The sequence below is a fragment of the Streptomyces sp. SID14436 genome, from assembly GCF_010548465.1.
Taxonomy (GTDB): domain Bacteria; phylum Actinomycetota; class Actinomycetes; order Streptomycetales; family Streptomycetaceae; genus Streptomyces.
This window is the reverse complement of the sequence record NZ_JAAGMD010000075.1, coordinates 1-26,257: the sequence shown is the minus strand read 5'-3', so window position 1 is coordinate 26,257 and position 26,257 is coordinate 1. Positions and strand designations below refer to the sequence as shown.

General features: G+C 72.3%; 29 protein-coding genes and 1 tRNA gene. 17 read left to right on the top strand and 13 right to left on the bottom strand.

Features of this window, described 5'->3' with window-relative positions:
• Window positions 1–126 precede the first annotated feature (126 nt).
• From ispF to G3I53_RS02815, 3 genes are all read right to left on the bottom strand, one after another.
• Complete coding sequence (ispF, locus tag G3I53_RS02825; protein ID WP_164338841.1) at window positions 127–624, bottom strand: 2-C-methyl-D-erythritol 2,4-cyclodiphosphate synthase; 498 nt, start codon at window positions 622–624, stop codon at window positions 127–129.
• Window positions 614–1,390 carry a 2-C-methyl-D-erythritol 4-phosphate cytidylyltransferase gene (gene ispD, locus G3I53_RS02820; RefSeq protein WP_164338842.1) on the bottom strand — a complete coding sequence of 259 codons (777 nt, stop codon included), beginning with the start codon at window positions 1,388–1,390 and terminating at the stop codon, window positions 614–616. The genes ispF and ispD overlap by 11 nt, the downstream gene beginning before the upstream one ends.
• Window positions 1,391–1,771: 381 nt before the next feature.
• Complete coding sequence (locus G3I53_RS02815; protein WP_003953493.1) at window positions 1,772–2,254, bottom strand: CarD family transcriptional regulator; 483 nt, start codon at window positions 2,252–2,254, stop codon at window positions 1,772–1,774.
• A gap of 774 nt (window positions 2,255–3,028) precedes the next feature.
• Between G3I53_RS02815 and G3I53_RS02805 the strand changes: the two genes are divergently transcribed.
• Complete coding sequence (locus G3I53_RS02805; RefSeq protein WP_164338843.1) at window positions 3,029–3,682, top strand: copper chaperone PCu(A)C; 654 nt, start codon at window positions 3,029–3,031, stop codon at window positions 3,680–3,682.
• Window positions 3,683–3,803: 121 nt separating this feature from the next.
• Here the strand turns inward: G3I53_RS02805 and G3I53_RS02800 are convergent, their stop codons facing one another.
• A complete protein-coding gene (locus G3I53_RS02800; RefSeq protein WP_164338844.1) occupies window positions 3,804–4,484 on the bottom strand; it encodes a response regulator transcription factor in 681 nt (226 codons plus the stop codon).
• Window positions 4,481–6,079: an ATP-binding protein gene (locus G3I53_RS02795; protein WP_343240546.1), complete on the bottom strand. Its 1,599-nt coding sequence runs from the start codon at window positions 6,077–6,079 to the stop codon at window positions 4,481–4,483. Before G3I53_RS02795 ends, G3I53_RS02800 begins: the two co-directional genes overlap by 4 nt.
• A 269-nt stretch (window positions 6,080–6,348) precedes the next feature.
• Here G3I53_RS02795 and phoU point away from each other — a divergent pair, with 269 nt between their 5' ends.
• Both phoU and G3I53_RS33150 read left to right on the top strand, forming a co-directional pair.
• A complete protein-coding gene (phoU, locus tag G3I53_RS02790; protein WP_164338845.1) occupies window positions 6,349–7,050 on the top strand; it encodes a phosphate signaling complex protein PhoU in 702 nt (233 codons plus the stop codon).
• A 188-nt stretch (window positions 7,051–7,238) separates the two neighbouring features.
• Window positions 7,239–7,394: a hypothetical protein gene (locus G3I53_RS33150; RefSeq protein WP_192231098.1), complete on the top strand. Its 156-nt coding sequence runs from the start codon at window positions 7,239–7,241 to the stop codon at window positions 7,392–7,394.
• 74 nt (window positions 7,395–7,468) lie between these two features.
• Here G3I53_RS33150 and G3I53_RS02785 read toward each other — a convergent pair whose 3' ends face one another.
• Complete coding sequence (locus G3I53_RS02785; protein ID WP_239063514.1) at window positions 7,469–8,779, bottom strand: MFS transporter; 1,311 nt, start codon at window positions 8,777–8,779, stop codon at window positions 7,469–7,471.
• Between the two features lie 188 nt (window positions 8,780–8,967).
• On the opposite strand from G3I53_RS02785, the gene G3I53_RS02780 reads away from it, so the two are divergent.
• From G3I53_RS02780 to G3I53_RS02765, 4 genes are all read left to right on the top strand, one after another.
• Window positions 8,968–9,729 (top strand): phosphoglyceromutase, encoded by a 762-nt coding sequence (locus tag G3I53_RS02780; protein WP_164338846.1) that lies wholly within the window; start codon window positions 8,968–8,970, stop codon window positions 9,727–9,729.
• A 210-nt stretch (window positions 9,730–9,939) separates the two neighbouring features.
• Window positions 9,940–10,557: a hypothetical protein gene (locus G3I53_RS02775; protein WP_164338847.1), complete on the top strand. Its 618-nt coding sequence runs from the start codon at window positions 9,940–9,942 to the stop codon at window positions 10,555–10,557.
• Between the two features lie 67 nt (window positions 10,558–10,624).
• Window positions 10,625–10,699: transfer RNA gene (locus G3I53_RS02770), tRNA-Trp, on the top strand.
• Window positions 10,700–11,026: 327 nt separating this feature from the next.
• On the top strand, window positions 11,027–12,391 hold the full coding sequence (locus tag G3I53_RS02765; RefSeq protein ID WP_164338848.1) for an MFS transporter: 1,365 nt from the start codon (window positions 11,027–11,029) through the stop codon (window positions 12,389–12,391).
• A 125-nt stretch (window positions 12,392–12,516) separates the two neighbouring features.
• Here the strand turns inward: G3I53_RS02765 and G3I53_RS02760 are convergent, their stop codons facing one another.
• Entirely contained in the window at window positions 12,517–12,987 is a 471-nt protein-coding gene (locus G3I53_RS02760; RefSeq protein ID WP_203592729.1) for a hypothetical protein, read from the bottom strand.
• Between the two features lie 202 nt (window positions 12,988–13,189).
• Here G3I53_RS02760 and G3I53_RS02755 point away from each other — a divergent pair, with 202 nt between their 5' ends.
• Entirely contained in the window at window positions 13,190–13,540 is a 351-nt protein-coding gene (locus tag G3I53_RS02755) for a hypothetical protein (RefSeq protein ID WP_164338849.1), read from the top strand.
• Here G3I53_RS02755 and helR read toward each other — a convergent pair.
• On the bottom strand, window positions 13,535–15,811 hold the full coding sequence (helR, locus tag G3I53_RS02750; protein ID WP_239063513.1) for an RNA polymerase recycling motor ATPase HelR: 2,277 nt from the start codon (window positions 15,809–15,811) through the stop codon (window positions 13,535–13,537). The genes G3I53_RS02755 and helR overlap by 6 nt on opposite strands.
• A gap of 372 nt (window positions 15,812–16,183) precedes the next feature.
• Between helR and G3I53_RS02745 the strand changes: the two genes are divergently transcribed.
• Complete coding sequence (locus G3I53_RS02745; RefSeq protein ID WP_239063511.1) at window positions 16,184–16,675, top strand: hypothetical protein; 492 nt, start codon at window positions 16,184–16,186, stop codon at window positions 16,673–16,675.
• Between the two features lie 65 nt (window positions 16,676–16,740).
• On the opposite strand, the gene G3I53_RS02740 is transcribed toward G3I53_RS02745, so the two are convergent.
• Entirely contained in the window at window positions 16,741–17,205 is a 465-nt protein-coding gene (locus G3I53_RS02740) for an ATP-binding protein (RefSeq protein WP_343240545.1), read from the bottom strand.
• Window positions 17,206–17,393: 188 nt separating this feature from the next.
• Between G3I53_RS02740 and G3I53_RS02735 the strand changes: the two genes are divergently transcribed.
• From G3I53_RS02735 to G3I53_RS02715, 6 genes are all read left to right on the top strand, one after another.
• On the top strand, window positions 17,394–18,308 hold the full coding sequence (locus G3I53_RS02735) for a helix-turn-helix transcriptional regulator (RefSeq protein ID WP_164338851.1): 915 nt from the start codon (window positions 17,394–17,396) through the stop codon (window positions 18,306–18,308).
• Window positions 18,271–18,402: a DUF397 domain-containing protein gene (locus tag G3I53_RS33555; RefSeq protein ID WP_343240544.1), complete on the top strand. Its 132-nt coding sequence runs from the start codon at window positions 18,271–18,273 to the stop codon at window positions 18,400–18,402. The genes G3I53_RS02735 and G3I53_RS33555 overlap by 38 nt, the downstream gene beginning before the upstream one ends.
• Before the next feature lie 24 nt (window positions 18,403–18,426).
• Complete coding sequence (locus tag G3I53_RS02730; protein WP_164338852.1) at window positions 18,427–18,645, top strand: DUF397 domain-containing protein; 219 nt, start codon at window positions 18,427–18,429, stop codon at window positions 18,643–18,645.
• 270 nt (window positions 18,646–18,915) lie between these two features.
• Window positions 18,916–19,839: a hypothetical protein gene (locus tag G3I53_RS02725; RefSeq protein ID WP_164338853.1), complete on the top strand. Its 924-nt coding sequence runs from the start codon at window positions 18,916–18,918 to the stop codon at window positions 19,837–19,839.
• Between the two features lie 112 nt (window positions 19,840–19,951).
• Complete coding sequence (locus G3I53_RS02720) at window positions 19,952–20,233, top strand: CopG family transcriptional regulator (protein ID WP_164338854.1); 282 nt, start codon at window positions 19,952–19,954, stop codon at window positions 20,231–20,233.
• The gene (locus G3I53_RS02715) at window positions 20,230–20,655 is read left to right on the top strand and encodes a hypothetical protein (RefSeq protein WP_164338855.1); all 426 of its coding nucleotides are present in this window, start codon (window positions 20,230–20,232) and stop codon (window positions 20,653–20,655) included. Before G3I53_RS02720 ends, G3I53_RS02715 begins: the two co-directional genes overlap by 4 nt.
• Before the next feature lie 11 nt (window positions 20,656–20,666).
• Here G3I53_RS02715 and G3I53_RS02710 read toward each other — a convergent pair whose 3' ends face one another.
• On the bottom strand, window positions 20,667–21,086 hold the full coding sequence (locus G3I53_RS02710) for a DUF2000 domain-containing protein (RefSeq protein ID WP_164338856.1): 420 nt from the start codon (window positions 21,084–21,086) through the stop codon (window positions 20,667–20,669).
• 50 nt (window positions 21,087–21,136) lie between these two features.
• On the opposite strand from G3I53_RS02710, the gene G3I53_RS02705 reads away from it, so the two are divergent.
• Window positions 21,137–21,958, top strand: a complete 822-nt coding sequence (locus G3I53_RS02705; RefSeq protein WP_164338857.1) for an AraC family transcriptional regulator — start codon at window positions 21,137–21,139, stop codon at window positions 21,956–21,958.
• 111 nt (window positions 21,959–22,069) lie between these two features.
• Here G3I53_RS02705 and G3I53_RS02700 read toward each other — a convergent pair whose 3' ends face one another.
• Window positions 22,070–22,879 (bottom strand): hypothetical protein, encoded by an 810-nt coding sequence (locus G3I53_RS02700; protein ID WP_203592730.1) that lies wholly within the window; start codon window positions 22,877–22,879, stop codon window positions 22,070–22,072.
• Between the two features lie 330 nt (window positions 22,880–23,209).
• Here G3I53_RS02700 and G3I53_RS02695 point away from each other — a divergent pair, with 330 nt between their 5' ends.
• Window positions 23,210–23,935 (top strand): VIT family protein, encoded by a 726-nt coding sequence (locus tag G3I53_RS02695; protein ID WP_164338858.1) that lies wholly within the window; start codon window positions 23,210–23,212, stop codon window positions 23,933–23,935.
• 55 nt (window positions 23,936–23,990) lie between these two features.
• On the opposite strand, the gene G3I53_RS02690 is transcribed toward G3I53_RS02695, so the two are convergent.
• Both G3I53_RS02690 and mshA read right to left on the bottom strand, forming a co-directional pair.
• Window positions 23,991–24,578, bottom strand: coding sequence for a YbjN domain-containing protein (locus G3I53_RS02690; protein WP_239063509.1), 588 nt, complete (start codon window positions 24,576–24,578; stop codon window positions 23,991–23,993).
• Entirely contained in the window at window positions 24,571–25,953 is a 1,383-nt protein-coding gene (gene mshA, locus G3I53_RS02685; protein WP_164338859.1) for a D-inositol-3-phosphate glycosyltransferase, read from the bottom strand. Before mshA ends, G3I53_RS02690 begins: the two co-directional genes overlap by 8 nt.
• Window positions 25,954–26,257 lie beyond the last annotated feature (304 nt).

Genomic DNA, 26,257 nt, shown 5'->3' with positions numbered 1-26,257 from the left:
CGCGGGGCGTGGCGGGCGTGCGCCGAGGGCTCTCCCGCTCCCGCCCGCCGGGCGTGCGCCGAGGGCTCTCCCGCTCCCGCCCGCCGGGCGTGCGCCGAGGGCTCTCCCGCTGACGCCCGCCGGGCGTCAGCCGGTGGTGACCACCAGCGCCGTCGCCACCGCCATGAGGCCCTCGCCGCGGCCCGGGAAGCCGAGGCCGTCCGTGGTGGCCCCGGACACCGTCACGGGTGCCCCGGCCGCCTCGGAGAGGACCTTCTGCGCCTCGTCGCGCCGCTTGCCGATCCGGGGCCGGGGTCCCACGACCTGCACCGCCACGTTGCCGATGCGGAATCCGGCCTCCCGCACGATCCGGGCGGCCTCGGTCAGCAGGGCCACCCCGGAGGCGCCGGACCACTCGGGCCGCCCGGTGCCGAAGTGCTGCCCCAGGTCGCCGAGGCCGGCCGCGGAGAACAGGGCGTTGCAGGCGGCGTGCGCGACGACGTCCGCGTCGGAGTGCCCGGCGAGGCCGGGCCCCTCCCCCTCCCACTTGAGTCCGGCGCACCACAGCTCGCGGCCGTCCTCGAAGGCGTGGATGTCGGTGCCGATGCCGACCCGCGGGAGCGGGGGGAGCGGTTCAGAAGCCATCGTTGAGCCTCCTGCGGGCCAGGACCGCCTCGGCGAGGACCAGGTCCAGCGGGCGGGTCACCTTGAACGCCTCCTCGTGCCCGGGCACGGTGACGACGGTCAGCCCGAGCTGCTCGATCATGCTCGCGTCGTCGGTGACGTGCTCGGTGACGGTCGCGTGGGCGCGCATCAGGACGGCCCGGTCGAAGCCCTGCGGGGTCTGCACCGCGCGCAGCACGGACCGGTCCGGTGTGGCGACGACGGGCTCCGGGTCGCCGGGGGCCGCGGCGGGCTCGACCTGCTTGACGGTGTCGGCGAGCGGCAGCGCGGGCACGACGGCGGGCGCGCCCTCGCGCACGGCCTCGATCACCGCGTCGACGGTGTCGACGGGCACCAGGGGACGGGCCGCGTCGTGCACCAGGACGATGTCGTACTCCGGCGGCAGCGCCTCCAGGCCGAGCCGCACGGACTCCTGGCGGCTGTCCCCGCCGGGCACGACCAGGAAGTCGGTGCGTTCGGGCAGGGCGTGCGCGTCCAGCAGAGTCTTGACCTCGGCCGCTCCGTCGGGCGGGGCGACGAGGACGACGAGGGAGACGGCGCGCGAGTCGGCCATCGCCCGCACGGCGTGGATCAGCATGGGGGTGCCGCCCAGGGCGCGGAGCGCCTTCGGAGCGCCCGGACCGAGTCGTACGCCCCGGCCGGCGGCCGGGATGACGGCCGCGGTACGGCGTGTCGTACGGTCGGGTGCGGGCTTCTGCGACGGCGGGGTGAGCGGATCGTCAGACATCGGTTCCTGTCAGGTTTGTGTGCTCGGCCTACCTGGGTATGGCCTGGGCGTACCCCCCGCCTCCGGAGCGGAGGGATGACCGGGCGTGACGACTCGACCAGCCCCTTCCGTGACTCTGGTCGAGCCGGGGCGCCCGGACCGGCGTGCCGGGTGCGGGACGTGAGTGATGACACATCCCGCGACGACACGGCGCAAGCAGGGCATGCGGGCGAGCAGTATGCCCGCATCGCCGGCCGACGGCGGGTCGGCGGGCGTACGGAGAGACTTTTCCGGGTGCGGACATGCCGCAGCGCCCGGCGACATCATCTTCGTCATCGGGCACCGCGGCATTTCACTGTGCTGTGCGTGTCGAGCGCCGAGCGAGCGGGGCTCCGCCTCGACTCAGGAGGCGAGTACCTCGTCGAGCAGGGCCTCGGCCTTGTCCTCATTGGTGTTCTCCGCGAGCGCGAGCTCGCTGACCAGAATCTGGCGCGCCTTGGCGAGCATGCGCTTCTCACCGGCGGAGAGACCGCGCTCGCGCTCACGACGCCACAGGTCACGCACGACTTCCGCGACCTTGATGACATCGCCCGAGGCGAGCTTCTCCAGGTTTGCCTTGTAGCGACGGGACCAGTTCGTGGGCTCCTCGGCATAAGGTGCGCGCAGCACCTCGAAGACTCGGTCCAGCCCGTCCTGACCGACCACATCGCGCACGCCGACGAACTCCGCATTGTCCGCTGGCACACGTACCGTCAGATCACCCTGGGCGACCTTCAGCACCAAGTAGGTCTTGTCCACGCCTTTGATCTGGCGAGTTTCGATAGCCTCGATCAGCGCGGCCCCGTGATGGGGATAGACCACGGTGTCGCCAACCTTGAACGTCATGTGACAGGTACCCCTTCCGTGGCTATCCAGGGTAACACGGATACGGCGGGTTCTGAATGACGTTTTCGCAGGTCAGGGCCATTCTCGGGGCTTGACAACCGCAACATGAACGTGCATCGGGAGCCGAGCGGAAGCAGGTATTCGCAGGTCGGAGCGGCTCTCCGGGGCGGAGGAAACACGCACGTCACACGCGCCCGAAGGCCGCCACGCGCGCCCGAACATCCCCAAATGTCCGGTTCCATGTGCTCGACTTCCGCTACTCCGTTCGGTGCCCCGGGCGGGGTTCTGGCCGAATCAGGAATTGATCATCACGAGGTCCACACGAACGGCCGGTGATCAATTCCCGGAGCGTCGGCGCATTCTCCCCGCGGAAATGCCCGACCGCCCGGCAGGGGCGTATGACACGCGGGCCCCGGGTGACACTCCCGGCGGCTAATACGAATGCCGGCCGCATGCGCACCGAATGCGGGGCGCCCGCCGGAACGGTCATGAGGAGCCCGCCGCCACCCTCCCCCGACCGGACACCGGCCCCCGGTGTTCCGGACGTCACCGGTCTCCGGGGCGCCCGTTGGGGATATCGCCGGGGGACGGAACCCGCCGCGCGGGCAGGCCGGGCCGGGCGGGCCGGGCGGACGGCTTCTCGGGGGAACAGGGCCGCTCAGGGGAGGGTCGGGTGCGGTGGGACGGGGACGGCTCGGTAACCTGAGGCCGCTGACAGACACTTAAGGCGGCTTCACCGGTCGCCACGCTCGAGTCCAAGGAGTTGCCGCCGCCGTGAGCAGCAGCCTTCGACGCGGTGCCCTCGCCGCCTCCGCCATCGCGTTCTCGGTCGCCTCGCTCTCCGCGTGCGCGTCCGGCAACAACGCCGAGACCCTCCAGGTCAAGCCGGACAACGCGGCCACGACCGTCGGCGACATCAAGGCCCAGAACGTCGTCGTCATCACCCAGCCCGACCTCGAGTCCACCGGCCCGGCCGTCGTCTCGGCCACGCTCTTCAACGAGGGCAGGACCGACCAGACCCTGGAGTCCGTCACCCTCCCCGGCACCGGCAAGACCGCGAAGCTGACCCCCGCCGAGGGCGGCAGCCTGACCGTCCCGGCCGGCGGCTCGCTGATCCTGGGCGGCGAGGGCAACGCCTCCGCCGTCCTGCCCAGCAGCCGTGAGGCCGTCCAGGACGGCAACGCGCAGAAGGTCACCTTCACCTTCAGCAAGACCGGCGACGTCTCCCTCCAGGCGTTCGTCCAGCCGGCCGAGGGCTTCTACGCCGAGTGGGGCCCGAGCAAGGTCCCGGCCGCCCCGGAGGCCCCGCAGAAGACCGAGGAGCCGTCCGCGGACGCCCCTGAGTCCGGCGCCCCCTCCGGCGGCAGCAGCGACGCCCCGTCGGGCAGCCCGTCCGACGCCGCCTCCGCCAGCCAGCCGGCCGGCTGACCGGCCGCCGCGCCGACACGCAGTACGCCGAAGGGCGGGATCCCGGTGCCGGGATCCCGCCCTTGTGCATACGCCGCGCCCTCCGCGGGAGCCGTCGGGCGGCGGCTCAGCGGCGGCGCCTCTACGGCTCGAACTTGTAGCCCAGGCCGCGGACCGTCACCAGGTAGCGCGGGGCGCCCGGGTCCGGCTCGATCTTGGCGCGCAGCCGCTTGACGTGCACGTCCAGGGTCTTGGTGTCGCCCACGTAGTCGGCGCCCCAGACCCGGTCGATGAGCTGCATCCGGGTCAGCACCCGCCCCGCGTTGCGCAGCAGCATCTCCAGCAGGTCGAACTCCTTCAGCGGCAGGTCGACCTTGGTGCCGTCCACGGTCACCACGTGCCGGTCGACGTCCATCCGGACCGGGCCGGCCTCCAGGGCCGCGGGCGTGACCTCCTCCGGCTCGCCCCGGCGCCGCAGCACGGCACGGATCCGGGCGACCAGCTCCCGGGAGGAGAACGGCTTGGTGACGTAGTCGTCGGCCCCTATCTCCAGGCCGACCACCTTGTCGATCTCGCTGTCCTTGGCGGTCACCATGATGACCGGGACGTTGGAGCGGTTGCGCAGCTGGCGGCACACCTCGGTGCCCGGCAGCCCGGGCAGCATCAGGTCGAGGAGCACGAGGTCGGCGCCGTTGCGCTCGAACTCGTCGAGTCCGTCGGGCCCGGTGGTCGCGACGGCGACCTCGAAGCCCTCCTTGCGGAGCATGTACGACAGGGCGTCGGAGAAGGACTCCTCGTCCTCGACGACGAGCACTCGGGTCACGGAAGGACCTCCGGGGAGGGAAGCGTTTCGTACGCGGATGATTCGGAAGTGTGGGGGGTCGAGCGGGACGACATGTGGGGGGACGACTGGAGGGAGGCGGAGCCGGACGGAGCCGACGGCGCCGTCCCGGGTCCGGTCTGCGGGCCTGCGGTGTCGGGGCTCTCGTGGACCTCGTGGGCCTCGTGGACCTCGTGGGCCTCGTGGGCCTCGTGGACCTCGTGGGCCTCGTGGGCCTCGTGGGCCTCGTGGCTGGAGGCTTCTGTTGCGGTTCTGGTTCCGGTTCCGGCCCGGTGGGTGGTGGCGTGCGTGACGGCGTCGTCGCCGGTCTCCTCCGTGGGCCCGTCGGCGGTACGTTCCTCCGCCGGAACCGGCGTCCGGGAGGCGCGGTCGCGGCCGGCGGGCGCCTGGGGCAGGCGCAGGGTGAAGGTCGAGCCCTGCCCCTCGGCGCTCCACACCGTGACGTCCCCGCCGTGCGAGGCGGCCACGTGCTTGACGATCGACAGGCCCAGGCCCGTACCGCCGGTGGCCCGGGAGCGGGCGGGGTCGACGCGGTAGAAGCGCTCGAAGACGCGCTCCTTGTCCTTCTCCGAGATGCCGATGCCCTGGTCGGTCACCGCGATCTCCACCATGGGGCCGCCGGTCCGGGCGACGGACCGGGCCGCTATGCCGACGCGGGTGCGGGCGGGCGAGTAGTTGACGGCGTTCTCGACGAGGTTGCCGAGCGCGGCGGCGAGCTGCCCCCGGTTGCCCCAGACCCGCAGATCGGCCGCGCCGTCCGCGGCTGCCCCGTCCCCGGCCTCACCGGATCCCTCACGGCCGCCCACGTTGGTGGCCATGGTGATCTCCTTGGTGCCCGCGGCGTGCCGGCAGCGCTCGATGGCCTCGGCGACCAGTTCGGACACCCGGACGGGTTCGGCGTCGTCGAGAGGGTCGTCGTTCTGCACCCGGGACAGGTCGATCAGCTCCTGGACCAGGCTGGTCAGCCGGGTGGCCTCGATCTGCATGCGCCCGGCGAAGCGCTCGACGGCCTCGGGGTCGTCGGAGGCGTCCATGACGGCCTCCGACAGCAGCGACAGGGCGCCGACGGGGGTCTTCAGCTCATGGCTGACGTTGGCGACGAAGTCGCGCCGCACCGCCTCGATGCGGCGGGCCTCGGTGAGGTCCTCGACGAGCAGCAGCACCAGCCGGGCGCCGAGCGGCGCCACCCGCGCGGAGACCGCGAGCGCCTCACCGCGCCCCGTACCGCGCCGGGGCAGGTCCAGCTCGACCTGGCGTATCTCGCCGTCGCGCCGGGTGTCGCGGGCCATCCGCAGCATCGGTTCCACGGCCAGCTTCCCGCCCCGCACCAGCCCCAGGGCGTACGCGGCGGAGCTGGCCTTGACCACCTCGTCGGCCTCGTCGAGCACGACGGCGGAGGAGCGCAGCACGGACAGCACGGTGTCCACGCCGCGCGGCAGCACCGGTTCGGTGTGCAGCGAGCTTCGCGTGGGGCGGCGCTGTTCGCGCTCGCTCCAGCGGAACGCCAGCATGGCGATGACACCGGTGAGCACACCGGCGATCGCAGCCGCTGCGGCGACCGCCGCGTCCAGGTCCATGCCTCCAGGTTAGGCATGCTCCGAGCGGTCCCCCCAGCCGTCGGAAGGCGACCTCGAACACTCGTCGCCCAGAGTTCACCTCGGAGCCAGGGACGGTTCACGTCCGGTGGTGGAACCGGACGCGTGACGGCCGCACCGTGGGAGCGTGGGGTCCGGACCACCACCGGCACGGCGTGCGCACCGCCGGCCGCGCGGCGGGGCACCCGGCCCCGGACCCCGTAGGAGCCCAGGCTTCTGGACCCCCTGAGACACGCATGAGAGGAACCCTGATGCGGGACGCGTACCACGAGGAACTGGATTCGATCGGCGACGGTCTGGTGGAGATGGCCCGGCTGGTCGGGTCGGCGATCGGGCGCGCCACGACGGCCATCCTCGACGCCGACCTGAAGCTGGCCGAGAACGTCATCGAGGGCGACCAGAAGGTGGACGAGCTGCAGCACGAGCTGGAGGCGCGGGCCATCACCCTGCTGGCCCGGCAGCAGCCGGTCGCCACCGACCTGCGCATCGTCGTCACGTCGCTGCGCATGTCGGCGGACCTGGAGCGCTCCGGCGACCTCGCCCAGCACGTGGCGAAGCTGGCGCGGCTGCGGTACCCGTCGCGCGCGGTGCCGCGCGACCTGCACGCCACCATCCTGGAGATGGGCCAGCTCGCGCAGCGGCTGATGGCGAAGGCCGGCGAGGTGATCATCACCAAGGACGTCGACCTGGCGCTCCAGCTGGAGACGGACGACGACGCGATGGACCTGCTGCACCGCACGCTCTTCCAGCACCTGATGGACGACCGCTGGAAGCACGGCATCGAGACGGCCGTCGACGTCACCCTGCTCGGCCGCTACTACGAGCGCTTCGCCGACCACGCGGTCTCGGTCGCCAAGCGGGTCGTCTACCTGGTCACGGGCGAGCACGCGGACGAGATCCAGTCCGACCTCCAGCCGGAGATCCAGCCGGCACCGGGGGTGGAGGGGGCCTGAGGGTGGCGCCCGGCGCCGGACGTGGGGACGCGCCGGGCCGAGGTACATGCGTGTCCTGACGGGCGTGAAAGGGGCGAGGCGGGGGCTCACCGGTGCCGACCGGGCGCGCGTGAGCCTCAGTGCGCCGTTGATGCGCCCGGCCGGACGGGCATCCAATGGGCACAGGCACCAGTCTCGAGGAGGGACCCATGGCCGAAACCCCCGGCACGACACCCGACCCCACGCAGGAGCGCGAGACCGAGCAGCCCGCCGAGATCAGGAACCTGACCCTGATCGCCGCGTGCGGTTGCGGCTCCGGCTGCGGCTGCGGGTGCCAGTCGGGCAACCCCTGCCAGTGCGGCTGAGGCCGTAGTCCCACGACCGTCCCACGACGCGGTCCGCGCGGTCCGGCCGGGCGGCAGCGGCGGGCCGGCGCCTCTCAGGGGGCGCCGACCTCCGGCTTCCGCAGGACCGGACCGTCCGGACCCGCGTGGTCGCCGTTCGGCTCCGGGGCCGCGCCCGGACCCTCCGCCGTCGCCGCGGGGCCCTCTTCGGGCACCCTCCGCATCAGCAGCGCGTACCCGAGTCCGGCCACGGTGCCGATGGCGGCGCAGATGCCCCACAGCCACTCGGCTCCGAAGCGGTCGATGACGAAGCCCGACATCAGCGGGGCGACGAGCGAGGCGACGGCCCAGGACATGGTGTACATGCCCTGGTAGCGCCCCCGCCCGTGCAGCGGCGACAGCCGTACGACGAGACCGGTCTGGGTCGGCGCGTTGACGATCTCGGCGAGGGTCCACACGCAGACGGTGAGCGCGAACACGCCGACCGACCCGGCGAAGGCGGTCAGCCCGAAGCCGTACCCGGCGAGCAGGGACGAGATCACGAGCAGCCGGCCGGGATCGCGGTGCTCGATGAACCGGGTGACCGGGATCTGCAGCACCACGATGAGCACCCCGTTGACGGCGATCGCCATGCCGTAGTCGGCCGGGGTGAAGCCGGCCGCTCCCATGGCCACGGGAAGCCCCACCGACCCCTGCATGAAGATCAGCGCGATGAGGAACGACAGCCCGACGACACCCATGAACCGCCCGTCGCGCAGCACGGTCCCCAGGCCCACGGACTCCTCGGGCGCCGCCCCCTCGGAGCGCGCCGGCCGGGACTCGGGGATCTTCACGAAGACCACGACGGCGCAGGCCATGGTCATCACCGCTTCGAGCAGGAACCCGGCGAGGTAGCTGTACTCGGCGATGAAGCCGGCGGCCATGGCGGAGACCGCGAACCCGAGGTTGATGGCCCAGTAGTTGAGGGAGAAGGCGCGGATGCGGTCCTCGGGCCGGACGAGGTCCGCCATCATCGCCTGGACGGCGGGCCGGGAGGCGTTGCTGGCCATGCCGACGAGGAAGGCGACCCCGGCGATGGCGACGGGGTGGTACACGAAGCCGAGCAGGGCCACCGACACGGCGGTGGAGGACTGGGCGACGAGCAGCGTGGGCCGCCGGCCGAGCCGGTCGGTCATCACCCCGGCGCCCAGCGAGGACACCACGCCGCCGAGCCCGTGCAGCGCGGCGACCAGGCCCGCGTAGGTGGCGGAGTAGCCCCGGTCGAGCGTGAGGTAGAGCGCCATGAAGGTGGCGACGAAGCCGCCGAGCCGGTTGACGAGGGTGCTGGTCCACAGCCACCAGAACGCCGGGGGCAGCCCCGACAGGGTCTCCCTGAGCGCGAGCCGCGCACGCACGACGGATGACATGGAACCCCCCGGATGACCGGCGCTCCGCCCGGAGCGCACCGACAGCCCGGAGATGTAAGCACCCCAGGCCGATGCCACACCTTACGAACGGGGGGTGTCGCCGGACCACCCGATTAACAGATCCCGTCAACCGTCCGCTGTGCGGGCGTGCGCGCGGCTCGCGCGGGCCTTCGATTACGCTCGGGCTCATGGCCGACGCACCGTACAAGCTGATCCTCCTCCGCCACGGCGAGAGCGAGTGGAACGAGAAGAACCTGTTCACCGGCTGGGTGGACGTCAACCTCACCCCGAAGGGCGAGAAGGAGGCGACGCGCGGCGGCGAGCTGCTGAAGGAAGCCGGCCTGCTGCCCGACGTGCTGCACACCTCGCTCCAGAAGCGCGCGATCCGCACCGCCCAGCTGGCCCTCGAGTCCGCCGACCGCCTGTGGATCCCGGTCAGCCGCAGCTGGCGCCTGAACGAGCGGCACTACGGCGCCCTCCAGGGCAAGGACAAGGCGCAGACGCTCGCGGAGTTCGGCGAGGAGCAGTTCATGCTCTGGCGCCGCTCCTACGACACCCCGCCGCCCCCGCTCGCCAACGACGCCGAGTACTCCCAGTTCTCCGACCCGCGCTACGCGACCCTCCCGCCGGAGCTGCGCCCGCAGACGGAGTGCCTCAAGGACGTCGTCGTCCGCATGCTGCCGTACTGGTTCGACAACATCGTCCCGGACCTCCTCACCGGCCGCACGGTCCTCGTCGCCGCCCACGGCAACAGCCTGCGCGCCCTGGTCAAGCACCTGGACGGCATCTCGGACGCCGACATCGCGGGCCTGAACATCCCGACGGGCATCCCCCTGCACTACGACCTCGACGCCGACTTCAAGCCGGTCAACCCGGGCGGCACCTACCTCGACCCGGACGCGGCAGCGGCCGCCATCGAGGCGGTCAAGAACCAGGGCAAGAAGAAGTAAGCCCAAGAAGGCCCACCCGAGCGAGCCCCTTGCCTGCGGTTTCTGCGCGGGCAGGGGGCTTCCTCGTGCGTCCGACGCCCTCACCCCACGGCCCGGTGACCCGGATCCGCTTCTCGCACGTGTTCTCGCACGTGAGAGGCCGGCTGCCGTAGGACGCGGGTGACCGCCTCACCCGCCAGGCTTGTCGGAGGTGCCGGATAGCCTGCGGGGATGAGTGATGTGACGTGGGGCGCCCTGGCGGCGACGGATCTTCGGGAAGTGCGGCGCCGTGCGGCCGTCGTGCACGACGTGGTGGGTGCCGAGCCGGTGGCGGTGCCCGGGGCACAGCGCCTGGCCTGGAACGACAGGGCTGGTCAGTCCACGGTCTGGTACTTCACGGAGGACGGCCGCGCGCTGCTGCTGACGTTCGACCACGAGTCGGACCTGAATCTGTATGCGGAGGAGGACTTCGCCCTTCAGGAGTCCTTCTTCGAGGGCGTCCCCGAGTCTCTTGTCGCCCTGCTCCGCGACCGCCCGGAGAACTACGAGTCGCTGAACCTCACCGACCCGGAGACGGAGCGGACGATCCATTACGCAGGTGGGGTGTTCTGGTACGACGGCTCGCGCTGGCACATTGCCGACGGGGTGGCGGAGCACTGCCGGCAGGAGGGCCTGGACCTCTTCCGCGAGTCCGGCTTCGACTACTGCCTGAAGGTCTACCGCTTCGGCCAGAGCTTCGACCCGGAGACGTTCGTGGCGCTTCGCGACGAGCGCGGCCGGTACAAGGACGAGGAGGAGAAGGAAGCGGACCTGGCCCGCCTCCGGGACGTCTTCGCCCGCCACGACTAGGGTGGCCGGGCCGGGCCCGAGAGCCGGTGCTGTGCGGACGCGCGCCCGGCTAGGATTCGCGCCGGGCGTAGCCGTAGCGCAGAGGTTGTCGCGCGTGGTCTCCAAAACCGCGAGGACGCCGGTTCGAATCCGGTCGGTTGCGTCCGTCCCCTGCCCGAGGGCCGGTCCCCGAGGGCCAGGAAATACCGGGAGCGCCCCGCTCCCCTCCTGGTAACGTCCCCCGCATGTCTGCTTCGTCGAGCGCGGCCGCCTGTGCCGCAGTGACCTGGACCTCCCGCTAGCGGCGGGACGTTCGCAGTCACACTTCTCCTCCTGGACGTCCAGCCGCTTCGTGATCCGACCGGAGCGGCACGTTCGTGCTGCTCGGAGCCATCTTTGAGCGACGGAGCACCTGATGCTTCCAGGCATCCTCTCTTCGGGCGGGCGACCCGGCTCGTCCGCTGTGCGCGCATGGCTGGTGCTGTGCGCGATGTCCATGTTGCAGTTCTTCATCGCGGTCGACGTGACCGTGGTCAACATCGCCCTGCCCTCGATCGGCGCCGAGTTCGAGGCCGACGGGCACACCCTGACCTGGGTGGTGGTCGGCTACACGGTCACCGGCGGCGGCATGCTGATGCTCGGCGGCCGGCTGGGCGATCTGCTCGGGCGGCGGCGGGTGCTGCTGCTCGGCACCGGCCTGTTCGGCGCCGCGTCCCTGCTGGCGGGGCTGGCACCCACGTTCTCCCTGCTGGTGGTCGCGCGGCTGGCGCAGGGGGCCGGGGAGGCGATCGCGCTGCCCGCCGCGATGGCCGTCGTCGTGCTGACGTTCCCCGAAGGGCCGCGCCGGACGCGGGCGTTGGGCGTGTGGGCCGCGGTGGCGAGTTGCGGGCTCGTGCTCGGGTTCGTCCTGTCCGGGTTCCTCACCGCCCACCTGGGGTGGCGGTGGATCTTCCTGGTCTCGGTGCCGTTCGTCCTGGTGGTGATGGTGGCGGCCGTCCTCCTGGTGGAGCGTGACCGGCCGCTGGCCGAGGACGCCCCTCCGCTGGACCTTCCCGGTGCGCTGCTGCTGACCGCCTGCCCGCTGCTGCTGACGTTCGGCGTGGTCGAGGCCGGGGAACCGGGGACGCCCGCATGGGTGGTCGTGGCCGCGCTCGCCGGGGCGGTGGCCGCCGGGGCCGGGTTGGTGCGGGTGGAGGCTCGGGCACGCAACCCGCTGCTGCCGCTGCGGTTCCTCGCCCACCGCGCCCGCGTGACGGCGAACGTCACCACGATGCTGCTGAGCGGCGGGTTGTCGACGTCGTTCCTGCTGTTCACCTTCCACCTGCAGGACCGGTCGGGTGTCGGGCCGCTCGGGGCGGGCCTGTTGATGCTGCCGCTGGCGGTGTCGCTGATCGCGTTCTCGGTGCTCGTGCCGCGGCTGTTGGGCCGTTGGGGAGCGCGGGTGTGCGTGCTGGCCGGTCTCGGGTTCACCGCGGCGGCGATGGGCGTGATCGCGCTCGTCTCGGCCGTGGGGGCGGGCGCGGCGGCGATGGTCCCGGCCATGCTCCTGATCGCGGCCGGGATGGCGTTCGGCCTCGTGGGGCTGCAGTACGTGGCGGTCAGCGGAGTCACGGACGACGACGCCGGGATCGCCTCCGGCGTGCAACGTGCGGCCGACCAGCTGGGCGGCGCGACCGGGGTGGCGGTCTGCGTCGGGGTGGGGTTCGCTCCGGCGCTGCACTCCTTCGACCCGTTCCTGGTGGCCGCACTGCTGGCCACGGCGGGGCTGGCGGCCGGTGCGGTCGTCGCCCTGCGCATGCCCGAGCCGGACCCGGCGGGGGCAGCATCTTCCGAGGTGCCTGAACAGGCCGGGTGACACGTCCTGTCGTCCCGTCGGGTGTGCCGTCCCGGAAGCGAGGCGGCCCAGCCCGGCGGGGCGCTACGGGCGCCGCCCGGCGGCCCCGGCTCTCGTCCGCCGGGCCCGCCGGGCGCGCTCGCTGATCACCCTCTCGCCGAGGGCGGTGTGCGCAGCCGGCGGTTCAGCCATACGTATGCCGCCAGCGTCAGTGCCACGCGTGCCATGAGTTCGGCCCACAACGGCCAGGCGCCGACGGCGGCTTCTGCGGGCCCGAGCACCGCGCACAGCAGGACGAAGGTGAGCGTGCCCGCCACGGCCAGGGCGAGGACGTAGTCGGTGCGGGCCGTGCGGTGGCGGCCCAGCCAAGTTCCCAGGAGGCCCGAGGGGATCTGGACCAGGCCGTGGAAGCACACGCAGCCCAGGGCGGGGAGCAGGAGCACGAGACCGGGCATGTCCGCCGTGGGATCGCCCGCACGCGCGACGTCGTTGTCGTAGGCGGAGGCATAGCCGTCCAGGGCCCAGGCCGGTGGCAGCAGGAAGGTGAGGAGCAGCAGCGCCCCGCTCAGGTGCATGGCGGCGAGGTGGACGGCCGCGCCCTGGACGATCCTCTTCACGCGGTTCCCCGTGACGGCCCTCGCGCGGTTCCCCGTGACGGCCCTCGCGCGGTTCCCCGTGACGGCGCTCCGTGGCCCGGCCGTGTCCATGTTCCCCCCTCGCCCTGCTCGCCGTCACCCGGTCGCGGCGTCGGCAGAAAGGTACCCTCGCCGGACGGCGAGCCCCGTAGGGTGGTGACCTCCCAGGGGAAAGGGGGGCTGGGTGAACGGCAATCCGCTGTATCACTGGGTGGCCCTGGCGGTGACCACGGTGCTCGTGCTGCCGATTCCGGTGGCGATTCTGACGGGTTGGACGCCGTCGTGGATTCCGGTCCGGAAGCGGGCCGGAATGCGGCTGCGCGCCTACGGAACCCTCTGCTTGTACGGGCTCGTCCTCGCCAACGGCCTCCCCAGGGTTGCCGATGCCTCCCTGGGGACGGTGATGACCTGGATGAACGTGGGCTTCGGGTTCATCGCGGCCGCCTGCGTCCTGTTCTTTCTCGCCGAGCGGAGGGATGCCGGCCACCGCAGTCGCGGGGAGGAACGCCCGCCTGCGACTGACGCAGGCTCATGAACCGCTGAGCACCACCAGTTGCCGTGTCGCCCGCGTCATCGCCACGTACCGGTCCACCGCCCCCGAGATGTCCGTGCCGTCGGCGCGGGCACGGTCCGTGTCTCCGGTGGGGTCCGCGCCGAAGTTCTGCGGGTCGACGAGGACGACCAGGTCGAACTCGAGGCCCTTGGACAGCTCCGGGGGCAGGGAGCGGACGCGGTCGGACGTGGGCCGGTAAGTGCGGGCGCCGATGACGCAGGCGGTGCCCTCGGGGTGGGCCGTGAGCCAGGTGTTCAGGGTGTCGTCCAGGTCGGCGGCGCTGCCGTGGGTGACGGGGATGCCCGTGCTGCGGACGGAGGTCGGCACGTTGGCGTCCGGGAGCACGGCGCGGATGACCGGCTCCGCCTCCGTCATGATCTCCTCCGGGGTGCGGTAGTTGACGGTGAGGGAGGCCGGGCGGACGCGGTGCAGGCCGACGCGTTCGAGGCGTTCCTGCCAGGTCTCCGTGAAGCCGTGCCGGGCCTGGGCGCGGTCGCCGACGACGGTGAAGCTGCGGGACGGGCAGCGCAGCAGCAGCATCTGCCATTCGGCGTCGGTGAGTTCCTGGGCCTCGTCCACGACGATGTGCGCGAAGGGGCCGGCCAGCAGGTCGGGGTCGGCGGTGCCCAGTTCGGACGTGTCGACCATGCTCGCCTCGGCACCCTCTCCGCGCAGCATGATGACGAGGCCCTCGCCGTCGTCCATGTCGGCGCCGGAGTGGGCGGTGGCCTCGATCAGGTTGTCGACGACCTGGGTCATGCGCTCGCGCTGGGCGGCCAGGACGGCCTCCTGGCGGCGGGCGCGGCGCGCCGAGTCCGGGTCGCCGAGCCGGTGCCGGGCCGCGTCCAGGAGGGGCAGGTCGGACACGGTCCAGGCGCGGGGGTCGGCGCGCTGGAGCCTCTTCACCTCGTCCGGGCCGAGCCACGGGGCGCACAGGCGCAGGTAGGCCGGTACCGACCAGAGGTCGGAGACGAGGTCGGCCGCGTCGAGCAGGGGCCAGGCGTCGTTGAGGGCGCTGGTCAGTTCCCTGTTCTGCCGGAGCGCCTTGCGCAGCAGTTCCGGGGAGACCCCGCCGCCCCGGTCCGGGTCGTCGCCCGCGGAGGCGTCGAGGTCGTGCTGGTCGGCGATGATCGTGAACAGCTCGTCCCGGATCTGCTCGCGGGCCTCGTTGTGCGGGGTGCCCGGTTCGACCGCGGCGAAGGCCGCGGCCCAGTCGGCGGGGCTCAGCCGTACCTCGGACCAGGGCGTCGTCACCGTCAGGGCCTCGGCGGGCGGATCCTCGTAGAAGCGGACGGCGGTCTCGATCGCCCGCACCATGTCCGCGGACGCCTTCAGCCGCGCCACCTCGGGGTCGGTCTCGGGCAGCGCGTCGGCCCCCTCGTCCACCAGGTCCCGCAGGATGCAGGTCTGCACGCCCTCCTCGCCGAGACTGGGCAGCACGTCGGACACGTAGTCCAGGTAGGGCCGGTGCGGGCCCACGAACAGCACGCCGCCCCGGCGCCGGCCCAGCCGCGGGTCGGAGTGCAGGAGGTAGGCGGAACGGTGCAGGGCGACCACGGTCTTCCCCGTCCCCGGCCCGCCGTCGACGACGAGGGCGCCCCGCGAATCCGCGCGGATCACGGCGTCCTGGTCGGCCTGGATGGTGCCGAGCACGTCCCGCATCCGGGGTGAGCGGGTGTCGCCCAGGCTCGCGATGAAGGCGGACTGGTCGTCGAGGGCGGCGGCGTGGCCGGTGAGGCCGTCCGCTGTGAACACCTCGTCCCAGTAGTCGCTGACCCGCCCGCCGGACCAGCGGTACCTGCGGCGGCTCGCCAGTCCCATCGGGTTGGCGTGGGTCGCCCCGAAGAACGGTTCGGCCGCCGGGCTGCGCCAGTCGACGAGGAGCCGTCGGCCGGTGCTGTCCGTCAGGCCGAGTCGGCCCACGTAGACGGGGTCGCTGCCGTCGTCGGCGACCATGCGCCCGAGGCACAGGTCGAGGCCGAAGCGGCGCAGGGCGCGCAGCCGCGCGGTCAGGCGGTGGATCTCGGCGTCCCGGTCCATGGCGTGCCGGCCCAGCCCGCCGGGTGCCCTGCGTTCGGCGTCCAGGCGTGCGGTCAGCTCGGCGATCGTCTCCTCCAGACAGGCCGCGATCGCCGCGAAGTGCGCCTCGTCGGCCGCGATCAGTGCGGGGTCGGCCTTGGCGGCGAGCCGTTCCGGCAGGTCGAAGGCGCCGGCGGCATCGGCCGCGCCGTATCCGGACAGCATCGTACTCATGACGCGAATCACCCTTTTCCGCAGCTTTCTGGCTCCGGCCGGAAATTCTGCGGCACGAGGGGGGCCTTGCCGCAAGCCCCCCAGTGCGCTATACGTTGAGAGTGGCGAGGAGTGGGTGACCAGCCGTAAGCCGCCGGTCCGACCCTCCGCCTCACGTTTCGGCCTCCCGGCCTTCCGAGCCAGGAGCGTCCCGCCTCACGCGTCGCGTTCTCACGCCGCCCCTCCCGTGCGCCCGGCACACCGCGAGCCGTTCTGCCACGCCTTTCGCCATGAGCGCCACGTTCGGGTGAACAGCCCCTTCGAGGTGCAACCGCACATTCCCTCCACAGGTCGCACATGCCACAGACACGCACGTCCTTCGAGGGAAGACGCATGAGCCACCCGTACCCCCAGCAGCCGCAGCAGCCCCAGCCCGGATACGGCTACCCCCAGCCGTTCGGGCCGGGGGCGCCGATGCCGCAGCCTCCGAAGCGCAACGTCGGCAAGATCGCCGGCCTCGGCTGCGCCGGTCTGCTGGCCTTCTCCGTCCTCATCGCGGTGGCGGCCGGCGGGGGCAGCGACGACCCCGCCGACACCGGCAACAAGGACAAGGCCGTCGCCGCCGACGACAAGCCGAGGGCCAAGGAGAAGGAGAAGGACGAGCCCGAGGAGACCAGGACGCAGGCAGAGGAGTTCCAGGACTGCGTCGAGAGGTCCGGCACGGCCGGAGAGAAGGCCGCCGTCGAGCACGTCACCAAGGTGACCGGAGCCGACAAGCGCAACAACCTCCTCGACTCCGCCGAGGTCTTCACCGACTTCACCGGCGGACTGCTCGGCCCCCACCAGGGCGAGGGCAAGCTGATCGCCTCCGCGTTCGCCTCCTGATACGAGTCCGACAACGGCCTCGTCTCGGTCTACGACGAGACCGGCGAACTCCTCGCCAACGGCAACTACTGAGACGGGGCGGCCGATTCGGCCGGGCCGGCCGTCACCTCCGCCCAGACCGTCTTGCCCACGGCCTCCCGAGGGTCCCAGCCCCAGCGCCGGGCCAGTGCGTCCACCAGGAGCAGGCCCCGGCCGGACTCGCCCTCGGGGCACGAGGAGGGCGCCGCCACCGGCGGCCTCCTCCCCGCCGCCGCGTCGGCGACCTCGACCCTCACCACGCCCGCCACCTCGTCGCGTTCGAGGCCGAGCCGGAAGTCCCGCCCGGGGACGCTGCCGTGCCGCACGGCGTTCGCGGCAAGCTCCGCGACGACCAGCGCCACCGCGCAGGCCGCGTCCGACTCCGGCGCATACCCCCACTCCTCCATGCGCCGCGCGGCGAGACGCCGGGCGAGGCGCGCACCGCGCGGGGTCGAGGGCAACTGCGCGGTGAGGGCGCCCTGTCCGACGCCTTCTGTGGTTCCTGCCGACACGGGCTGTCCGTCCTTGTGATCCACGGTGACACGATCAGGACGCCCCGCCGCGAAGTGAGCGGGCCGTCACGTTCCGTGCACAAGGGTGGCCGCCGCGCCCTACGCTCGAAAGGGGACGCAGCCTTACCTTTCGGCTCGTAAGGAACGGAAGTGACGCCTTGGCCACAGGAATTGACCCCGGTACGTCCATGGCCGCGCTGTTCGGCTCCCGGGTGCGCAAGCTGCGCACGGCGGCGGGCCTGACGCAGGCCGAACTCGGGGCACTGACCCACGTGGTGAGCACCCGCATCACCCAGATCGAACGGGCCTCCGGGGCACGCCCGACACTGGAGCTGACGCGGGCACTGGATGCTGCGCTGGAAGCCGACGGGCTGTTGGTCGACCTGTGGCCGTACGTGTACCGGGAGGCGTTCCCGGACTGGTCACGGGCGTTCATCGAACTCTCGGAGCGCGCCAAGGACATCGGGCAATACGCGGCCCACCTGGTGCCAGGTCTCCTCCAGACCGAGGCGTACGCGCGAGCCGTTCTGCGCGTCGGTCTGACGCTCAACAGTGACGAGCAACTCGAGGAAAGGCTCGAGGCTCGCCTGACACGGCAGGAGCGTCTCAGCGCACCCGATCGGCCGGCACTGTGGGTCGTGCTCGACGAGGCGGTCCTACGGCGCCCGGTCGGAGGGCGTGCTGTCATGCGCGAGCAGTTGGAACGGCTGCTCAGCGCGGCGGGCGAACCGCACATCACGCTGCAGGTGTTGCCCTTCGACCAGGGTGAACACGATGCGATGGGCGGCTCACTGACCATCCTCCGGCTTCCGGACGCCACCGAGGTCGTCTACACCGAGGGTGCGCACTACGGCCAACTTGTCGAAGAACCGTCCGAAGTCGGCAAGTTCAGCCTGACTTACGATCGGCTCAGGGCAGCAGCTCTGCCCCCGCTCATGTCGCTCGACATGATCCGATCCGTGATGGAGGACAACCACCGTGGAGCGAACGTCCCGTCCCGATCTGAACGGCGCAGAGTGGCGCAAGAGCAGCTACAGCAATCAGGAAGGGGGCGACTGCGTCGAGGTGGCCGACGGGGTCCCCGGCCTCGCCCCCGTGCGTGACAGCAAGGACGTGAACGGTCACGTACTGACCTTCCGAGCCCGCACCTGGGCTGCCTTCATAGGCGCACTGAAGACCGCACGCCCACTGGGCTGAAACAGCCCGTCGAAGGGAGCCCGCGTGACACGCACGTCCCGACCCGATCCGAACGTCACCGGATGGCACAAGAGCAGCTACAGCAATCAGGAGGGCGGCAATTGCGTCGAGGTGGCCACCGGAGCCGCCGGCCTCGCCCCCGTCCGTGACAGCAAGGCACCCCACGGCCCCATACTCACCTTCCGAGCACCCACCTGGGCCGCCTTCATAGGCGAGTTGAAGGCCGGTCGGCACCGGTACTGAGTCGCCCGGGTACCGGTCGCGTCCCGCGATTCCGGCCCGCCGGTTCCTCGTTCGCGAGGGGGCGGTGGGCCGCGCGGCTTCCAAAGAACCGGGGGAAAGAACTACCCGCCCACCCACCCTCCCGGCTGCGTCACCCGTCCGGGTGACCGGCTTGCCTGGGTGGGTCACGGACCGTTACGTTCGCGACGACCACAGTAATCAGAGCGGCCCCCGGCGGGACTGGCATCCCGATCGAGGGCCTCACCAAGCAGGAAGACAACCCCTTCCCCCATGGCTGACTCGCAGTCTAACGCGCCCTCGCGCGCCGACACCGGACCTTCCACCTCGGGTGTGCTCCACGTACGCACCCGACTCACCGGCGACTTCACGGTGATGGCCAACGCCCTTGCCCAACGGCGCGGCAGCGCCGTCACGATCGGCGTCGCCGCCTACATCCTGTCCCTGCCCGACGGGGCCCCCGTCAGCATCGCCGCCCTGTGCGGGCACTTCACCGAGGGCGAGATCCTGATCTCGCGCGCGCTGCGGGAGTTGGAGGACGCCGGGTACCTGGAGCGGCGACGCGTCCGCCTGCCCAGCGGCCGGATCCGCACACGGACGTACTTCTACGACGTACCCGGCGGCGCCCCGGAACCGGACGGGCCGCCCGAACCGCCCACCCCGCCCCGGCCCCGCAGGGCAGCACCCGAAGCCGTCGGCGCAACGGCTGCTTTCCGGCCCGCCGTTCGAGAAGCCGCTCAGCCGGAGCCCAAGGAGCCGGAGGAGCCCACGCAGCCCACGCAGCCCCCGGCCTCTCCCCCGCTATCCGAGGCCGATCCCCGTGCCATCGCCGTCCTCGCCTCCCTCCGCCGGATCGATCCCCGGCTCGTCCTGTCCGCCGAGGAGGCGGCCCGCCTGGCGCCCGCCGTCACGCGATGGCTGGCCGCGGGCGTGGGAGCGACCCGGATCACCGAGCGGCTGACAACGGGCCTCCCCGACCACTTCCATGCCCGCCCGGCAGGCGTCCTCGCCTTCCGGCTCCGGGAAACGCCGCTGCCTGAGCCGGTGCGGCCGGCTCACCCCGTGGAACGCCCGACGGCCGTCCTGCCGTTCCAGACCTGCGACGGCTGCGAACGGGCCTTCCGGTCCCCCGCCCCGGGCCGCTGCCGCGACTGCCGCGACTGCCGTCCGGCGGGGGCCTTCCGTGCGGCGGGGTGAGCGCGTGCTCGTGGCGGGGTGTGCCTCGGGCAGCACCGGGGCACGCCACCCGGCGGCCCGCTGCCGCCACTCGACGAGCACTCCCTGGAGCACCACGAGTATGGTCTCTTGTATGGCGACCAAGAAGGTGACCGTGACGATCCCCGAGGAGCTCCTGGAGGAGATCCGCGGGGAGACCGGTGAGCGGGGGCTGTCCGCCTACGTCGCCGACGCCCTGCGGCTCAAGCGGGACCGCGACCGGCTCGTGGAGCTGGTCGACTGGCTCCAGGAGGAGCACGGTGCGGTGACGGACGAGGAGCGGGCGGCGGCCCGTGAGGAGTTGCAGGACCTGGACGCCGAGCACGAGCGCCGTCGGACGGCAGCACGCAAGCCGCGTGCGGGGGAAGCCGCGTGAGGAAAGGGCGGGGCGGGCAGGAACAGTCGTCGCTGCGCGTCTTCGTCCTCGACTGCGAGGCCTTGTCCCTGGCCGTGCGCGGAGACCGTCGGATGATCGCCCGGCTCGACCTCGCCGCCCGGGGCGAGGCGGAAGTGGTGACCTCTCCCTTGACGCTGATCGAGGCGTACGACGGCCGGACGACCGAGCAACGCTGGGACTGGGTGCTGTCCCGCCTGAAGGTCGCCGACATCGGCCGGGACGAGGCGCGCCATGCCCGGCGGCTGCTGGCCGATGCGGCACTGCACGGACACAAACACGCGATCGACGCGGTCCTCGCCGTGGTGGCCCGCCGGCAGCAGGGGCGGGTCACGGTCTTCACGTCGGACGTCGACGACCTGGAGAGACTGGTCCCCGACACGGTCGTCGTCGTCAAGGTGTGAGGGCGCGCGGTTCACGGATGCATCCGCGCCCCCTTGAGGACCTTGTCCACCGCGTTCCTCGGGCCGTGCACCGCGAGGCCGACCAGGTCCAGGTCGGCGGTGCCGACGGCGCGGACCGCCGCGCGGTTGGCCTCGTCGTGGCCGGTGCTGAACAGGTCGCGGGTGAAGACGGCGCGGGGCAGGGCGCGGGCGAGGACGCGGGTGTGGGCGGTGCGCAGCGTCTCCTTCGTGCCCTCGAAGATCAGCACCGGCTGGCGGAACATCGGCAGGTAGCCGACCTGGTCCGCGTCCTCGTAGGGCTCCCCGATCACCTCGGGGAACTGGCTGCCCAGGCCGCTGACCAGGAACGCGGTGACGTTGAGGCGCTGCCAGGTCTCCAGGTCGTCGCGCAGCAGGACGGCGATCTTCGTGTCGAAGCGTGGGGTCGTCATGCCGTTGAGACTGCCGATCGGGGCGCACCGGCGTCTTGTACGTTGTTTGCATGGCCGCAGCGCGCTCCGTGGGGACGTCCGGGGCGACCGTCTCCGCCTGGCGGCCCCGGGTACCGGGGGTCGTCGAGGTGTTCCACGCGCGTTTCACGGAGTACGCGTATCCGATGCACGTGCACGACGCCTGGACGCTGCTGATCGTGGACTCCGGTGCCGTCCGGTACGACCTGGACCGGCACGAGCACGGCACCCCGCACGACACCGTGTCCCTGCTGCCGCCGCACGTCCCCCACAACGGCTCCCCCGCCACCCCGGACGGCTTCCGCAAGCGGGTGCTCTACCTCGACGGCACGCACCTCGGGGACGACCTCATCGGGCCCGCCGTCGACGGCCCCGACCTGCGTGATCCGCTGCTGCGGCGGCGCGTCGGGCAGGTGCACACCGCGCTGGCCCGGCCGGGCGACGAGATGGAGGCGGAGAGCCGGCTGACGTTCGTCGGGGAGCGGCTGCGCGAGCATCTGCGGTCCCGGGGGCCGGCGCGGACCCCGCTGCGGGACCCGGTGCTGGCGCGGCGCCTGCGGGAGCTGCTCGACGCGCGGGTGGTGGAGGGCATCGGACTGCGCGAGGCGGCCGGCGTGCTGTCCGCCCATCCCGCGCACCTCGTACGGGCGTTCAGCGGCGCCTACGGCATCCCACCGCACCAGTACCTGATGTCCCGGCGGGTGGGGCGGGCCCGGCGGCTGCTGCTGGAGGGGCGGGCGCCGAGCGAGGTCGCGGTCGCCACCGGGTTCTACGACCAGGCCCACCTCACCCGGCATTTCCGCAGGCTGGTCGGGGTCACTCCGGGGCGGTACCGGGACGGGAAGGGCCCGTAGGGAAGGCCGGGCGGGTGGCCGCTGTGCGAGCGGACCGCCGACTGCGTACCGCCGCGCCGTCCGGAACCGGGCGCCAGGGGCATACGGCTCCGGACGGCGCGGCGGTCGCGGTCACTTCACGTCGACGTAGTCGCCCGCCGCCGTCGCGCCGCCCGTGGTGGCCGTCTGGCCGAACGTCCAGCGCCAGTAGCCGTCCACGGTCGCCTTCACCGTGGTCTTCAGGTTGCCGCTGGAGTTCGCCCGCACCGTCTTGACCGTCGTGTACGTGCTGGTGCCGGCCTTGCGGAACTGCAGCTTGGCCAGCTTGTTGCCGTACCCGGCGTAGGTGCGCTTGGCCCAGTCGGCGCGGGTCAGCTTGCCCGTGACGGTGAGCGTCTTGTTCTTGACGACCGGCTCCGGCGAGGCATTGACCGTGGCGCGGGCCGCGCGCTTGACCTGGAGGGTGCCCGACGTGCTCAGGTACTCGTGGTCGATCTTGCCCCCCTTCTTCTCCAGGAACGCGACGGCGCCCAGCTTCCAGGTGGTGGCGTCCTTGGCGGAGTCGAGGTTCTCGCGGGGCCGGATGCGCAGGGTGCCCTGGCAGTTCGCGGCGCGCGTACCGTCCTCGTAGCAGGTGATCGTGTCCGCGTGGAAGAGCTGGTTGCCCGAGGCCTGGTACGCCTTCGCGGGCGTGGTCCCGTGGTACATGAACGGGTTGGTCGTTGCGGTGCTGATGGTGTACCCGGCGGGCCAGGTCACCCGGTAGCTGACCGTCGGGTACTTGGTGTCGCTGGTGCCCACGACCATGGGCTTGCCCTTGTTCACGACCACGTTCGACACCTTGATGCCGGTGTCGGCGGCGTGGGCGGGCTGTGCGGTGAACGCCCCGAGGGCCAGTGCTCCGGAGAGCGCTGCCACGAGGGCGGATCTGCCTGTGCGCATGCACGTCCTCTTCATGCATGGGACCCCTGCGATCGGGACCCGGATCGCGGCAGGTTAACAGCCCGTCCCCGCACGCCCGTTCGGCCCCCCGACCGACCGGTGCGGCCACCGGGCGGGCGCAGCGGTGGCGTTTCTCGGCGCGTGAACGGCGTATCGGTGAGACGTTATGGGTGAGATGTTTCGTTGAGGCGTCTTCGTTGAGGTGTGAAGCGCTGACGCGTGATCGGTGACGCGTGACAGGTCAGGCGTGACCGGTGAGGCGTTCTCGCTGAGACGTGGCATCGAGGACGCAGTCGGAACGGACGGGCACCCCGGGAAGAGGTGGGTGTGATGGACGAGCGCCCCGCACGGCCGGAAGGCACCGCGGAGGAGAACCGGAGCAGCACGATCTCCCGACGCCTGAACTGGCTCCGCGCGGGAGTGATGGGGGCCAACGACGGCATCGTCTCCACCGCGGCCCTGGTCGTCGGCGTGGCCGGCGCCGCCGTGAGCAACAGCGCCCTGCTGGCCTCCGGCATCGCCGCGCTGGCGGCCGGGGCGCTGTCGATGGCGGTGGGCGAGTACGTCTCCGTGTCCAGTCAGCGCGACTCGCAGAAGGCGGAGCTGGCGGCCGAACGCCGCCTGCTGCGGGCCAACCCCTCCGGGGAGCTGAAGCAGCTCACGGGGCTGATCCAGGAACGCGGCATCGACCCCGACCTCGCCCGGCCCGTGGCTATGCAGCTGACGAAGAAGGACGCGCTGACCGCGCATGCCCGCCTCCACCTGGGCATCGACCCGCACGAGCTGGTCAATCCGTGGCACGCGGGGCTGTCGTCGATGCTGGCCTTCCTCGTGGGCGGACTGGTGCCCCTGCTCGCGATCCTGCTCACCCCGCGGTCCGTCGCCGTGCCGTCCACGGTCGGGGCCGTGGTGCTCGCCCTGATGGTGACCGGCTCGGTCTCCGCCCACGTGGGCGGCGCGAGCAAGCGCCGCGCGGTGGCGCGGGTCGTCGTGGGCGGGCTGGCGGCCATGGGCGTCACGTACGGCATCGGCCTGCTGGTCGGCTCCCAGGTCTGACCGGTCGGGCGCGCACCCTTCCCCGAGGGGGGCGGGCGCGGGGGCACGCGCGAGGTCAGTCGCCCGAGGGGCGCTGGTCGTCCGAGGGACGCTGGTCGTCCGAGGGGCGCTGATCGTCCGTAGGGCGCTGATCGTCCGAGGGGCGCCGCAGGAGGTGGGTGAAGGCGTCCAGGTTGCGGGTCGACTCCCCGCGGGACACCCGCCAGGCGTACTCCTTGCGGATCGCGGAGGCGAAGCCCAGTTCCAGCAGGGTGTTGAAGCTGCCGTCTGCGGCCTCCAGGACCTGACCCAGCAGCCGGTCCAGTTCCTCCGGCGTGACGGCGGACAGCGGCAGACGGCCGGTGACGTAGATGTCGCCGAGCGGGTCGACCGCGTAGGAGACCCCGTACAGCTTGAGGTTGCGTTCCAGCAGCCAGCGGTGGACGCCCGCCTCGTTCTCGTCGGGGTGGCGGATGACGAACGCGTTCAGGGAGAGCGTGTGGCGGCCGGCGATCAGGGACAGCGTCGTGGACAGCTTGCGGGTGCCGGGGAGCTTCACGACGTACGTGCCGGGGTCCGGGCTCTCCCAGTCGAGCTCGGCGTCCTTCAGGACGTCCTCGATGACCCGGGTCACCCGCTGCTCTGCCTCCGCGTGGTCAGCCATGGTGGGAGCGTACGTGACGGCGGTGCGCCTGCGTCGCGGCGGCGTACACGTCGGCCGTGGCGGCCGCGGCGGTGTCCCAGCCGAAGGACTGCGCGTGCCGGGCGGCGGCCCCGCCCATCCGGTCGGCGAGGTGCGGGTCGTCCGCGAAGTCGCGCAGCACACGCGCGTACGCGGCCGGATCGTGCCCGCGGACGAGGACGCCGGTGTGTCCGTCACGCACGGCCACCGGGAGGCCGCCGACCGCGGCGGCCAGCACGGGCGTGCCGGCCGCCTGCGCCTCTATGGCGACCAGGCCGAACGACTCGCTGTAGGACGGCATGACCAGCACCGAAGCGGCCCGGAACCAGTCCGCGAGCTGTTCCTGAGCGACCGGCGGACAGAACCGCACGACGTCGGCGATGCCCAGGCGGGCGGCCAGCTTCTGCAGCCCCTCCGGCTTCGCGAGGCCGCTGCCGCTGGGGCCGCCGACCACGGGCACGCAGATCCGGGAGCGCAGCTCGGGACGCTCGCCGAGGAGCACGGCGACCGCGCGGAGCAGCACGTCGGGGGCCTTCAGGGGCTGTATGCGGCCCGCGAAGAGCGGGATCAGCGCGTCCTGCGGCAGGCCCAGGCGGGCCCGGGCGGCGGCGCGTGCCGCCGAGGTCCCCTCCCCCGCGCGCAGCTCGCCGCACCCTTTCGGGAACGGGCGGAAACGGTCCAGGTTCACGCCGGGGTGGACGACGGCGACCTTGCCGGGGTCGGCCGCGTAGTGGCGGACGAGTTCGTCGGCCTCCTCGGCGGTGTTCGCGATCAGGCGGTCGGCGGCGTCGACGATCTGGGTCTCGCCGATGACGCGCGCGGCCGGTTCGGGGGTGTCGCCGTCGGCGAGGTTGGCGTTCTTCACCTTGGCCATGGTGTGCATGGCGTGCACCAGGGGCACGCCCCAGCGCTGGGCGGCGAGCCAGCCGACGTGGCCGGAGAGCCAGTAGTGCGAGTGGACGAGGTCGTAGTAGCCGGGACGGTGGCCCGCCCACGCCTGCATCACGCCGTGGGTGAAGGCGCACAGCTGGGCGGGCAGCTCCTCCTTGGCGAGACCCTCGTAGGGGCCCGCGTCGACGTGCCGGACGAGGACGCCGGGGGCCAGTTCGACGGCGGGCGGGAGGGCGGCGGTGGTCGCGCGCGTGAAGATCTCGACCTCGATGTTGATCGCGGCGAGGCGCTGCGCGAGTTCGACGATGTAGACGTTCATGCCGCCCGCGTCGCCGGTGCCCGGCTGGTGGAGCGGTGAGGTGTGCACGGAGAGCATCGCCACCCGGCGGGGCTGCCTGCGGTGCAGACGCAGCCGCGTGGGCACGGCCGGAGAACGCCGCCCGAGCCTGCCGATGTACTGGCTCACGTGGCGGTCCTCCTCGGGCTGTGGGCATGGCGATCACGGGGCGTGCGGCCCTCCGGGACTGCAACGCCGGAAGGGGGCGCTCCCATTTCCGGGTGACCTCCCCGGAAGCGGTCTTTGCCGAATCATTACCGTTTGTCGCTCAACCGTTCGAGTTGGGGGCGCGTACGGGGGTGGACCGGTGGCCGGTGGGCGGCTCGCGCGGTGGGCCCGGGCGCGATCGGTGCCGGGGGCGCCGTGGGTGCGGGGCGCCATGGGCGTCGTCGGTGCCCCGTGGGCGCCGTTGGGCGCCGTTGGGCGCCGGGGG

Bases quoted from the DNA above. Each gene is read 5' to 3' on its own strand.
- G3I53_RS02700 (WP_203592730.1), bottom strand. From the start codon at position 22,879: ATGCGCACAGGCAGATCCGCCCTCGTGGCAGCGCTCTCCGGAGCACTG.
- G3I53_RS02725 (WP_164338853.1), top strand. From the start codon at position 18,916: ATGGCTGACTCGCAGTCTAACGCGCCCTCGCGCGCCGACACCGGACCT.
- G3I53_RS02795 (WP_343240546.1), bottom strand. From the start codon at position 6,079: ATGGACCTGGACGCGGCGGTCGCCGCAGCGGCTGCGATCGCCGGTGTG.
- helR (WP_239063513.1), bottom strand. From the start codon at position 15,811: ATGAGTACGATGCTGTCCGGATACGGCGCGGCCGATGCCGCCGGCGCC.
- G3I53_RS02705 (WP_164338857.1), top strand. From the start codon at position 21,137: ATGGCCGCAGCGCGCTCCGTGGGGACGTCCGGGGCGACCGTCTCCGCC.
- G3I53_RS02690 (WP_239063509.1), bottom strand. From the start codon at position 24,578: ATGGCTGACCACGCGGAGGCAGAGCAGCGGGTGACCCGGGTCATCGAG.
- G3I53_RS33150 (WP_192231098.1), top strand. From the start codon at position 7,239: ATGGCCGAAACCCCCGGCACGACACCCGACCCCACGCAGGAGCGCGAG.
- G3I53_RS02780 (WP_164338846.1), top strand. From the start codon at position 8,968: ATGGCCGACGCACCGTACAAGCTGATCCTCCTCCGCCACGGCGAGAGC.
- G3I53_RS02695 (WP_164338858.1), top strand. From the start codon at position 23,210: ATGGACGAGCGCCCCGCACGGCCGGAAGGCACCGCGGAGGAGAACCGG.
- ispF (WP_164338841.1), bottom strand. From the start codon at position 624: ATGGCTTCTGAACCGCTCCCCCCGCTCCCGCGGGTCGGCATCGGCACC.
- G3I53_RS02785 (WP_239063514.1), bottom strand. From the start codon at position 8,779: ATGTCATCCGTCGTGCGTGCGCGGCTCGCGCTCAGGGAGACCCTGTCG.
- G3I53_RS02775 (WP_164338847.1), top strand. From the start codon at position 9,940: ATGAGTGATGTGACGTGGGGCGCCCTGGCGGCGACGGATCTTCGGGAA.
- G3I53_RS02720 (WP_164338854.1), top strand. From the start codon at position 19,952: ATGGCGACCAAGAAGGTGACCGTGACGATCCCCGAGGAGCTCCTGGAG.
- phoU (WP_164338845.1), top strand. From the start codon at position 6,349: ATGCGGGACGCGTACCACGAGGAACTGGATTCGATCGGCGACGGTCTG.
- G3I53_RS02815 (WP_003953493.1), bottom strand. From the start codon at position 2,254: ATGACGTTCAAGGTTGGCGACACCGTGGTCTATCCCCATCACGGGGCC.
- G3I53_RS02765 (WP_164338848.1), top strand. From the start codon at position 11,027: ATGTCCATGTTGCAGTTCTTCATCGCGGTCGACGTGACCGTGGTCAAC.
- G3I53_RS02735 (WP_164338851.1), top strand. From the start codon at position 17,394: ATGGCCGCGCTGTTCGGCTCCCGGGTGCGCAAGCTGCGCACGGCGGCG.
- G3I53_RS02710 (WP_164338856.1), bottom strand. From the start codon at position 21,086: ATGACGACCCCACGCTTCGACACGAAGATCGCCGTCCTGCTGCGCGAC.
- ispD (WP_164338842.1), bottom strand. From the start codon at position 1,390: ATGTCTGACGATCCGCTCACCCCGCCGTCGCAGAAGCCCGCACCCGAC.
- G3I53_RS02745 (WP_239063511.1), top strand. From the start codon at position 16,184: ATGAGCCACCCGTACCCCCAGCAGCCGCAGCAGCCCCAGCCCGGATAC.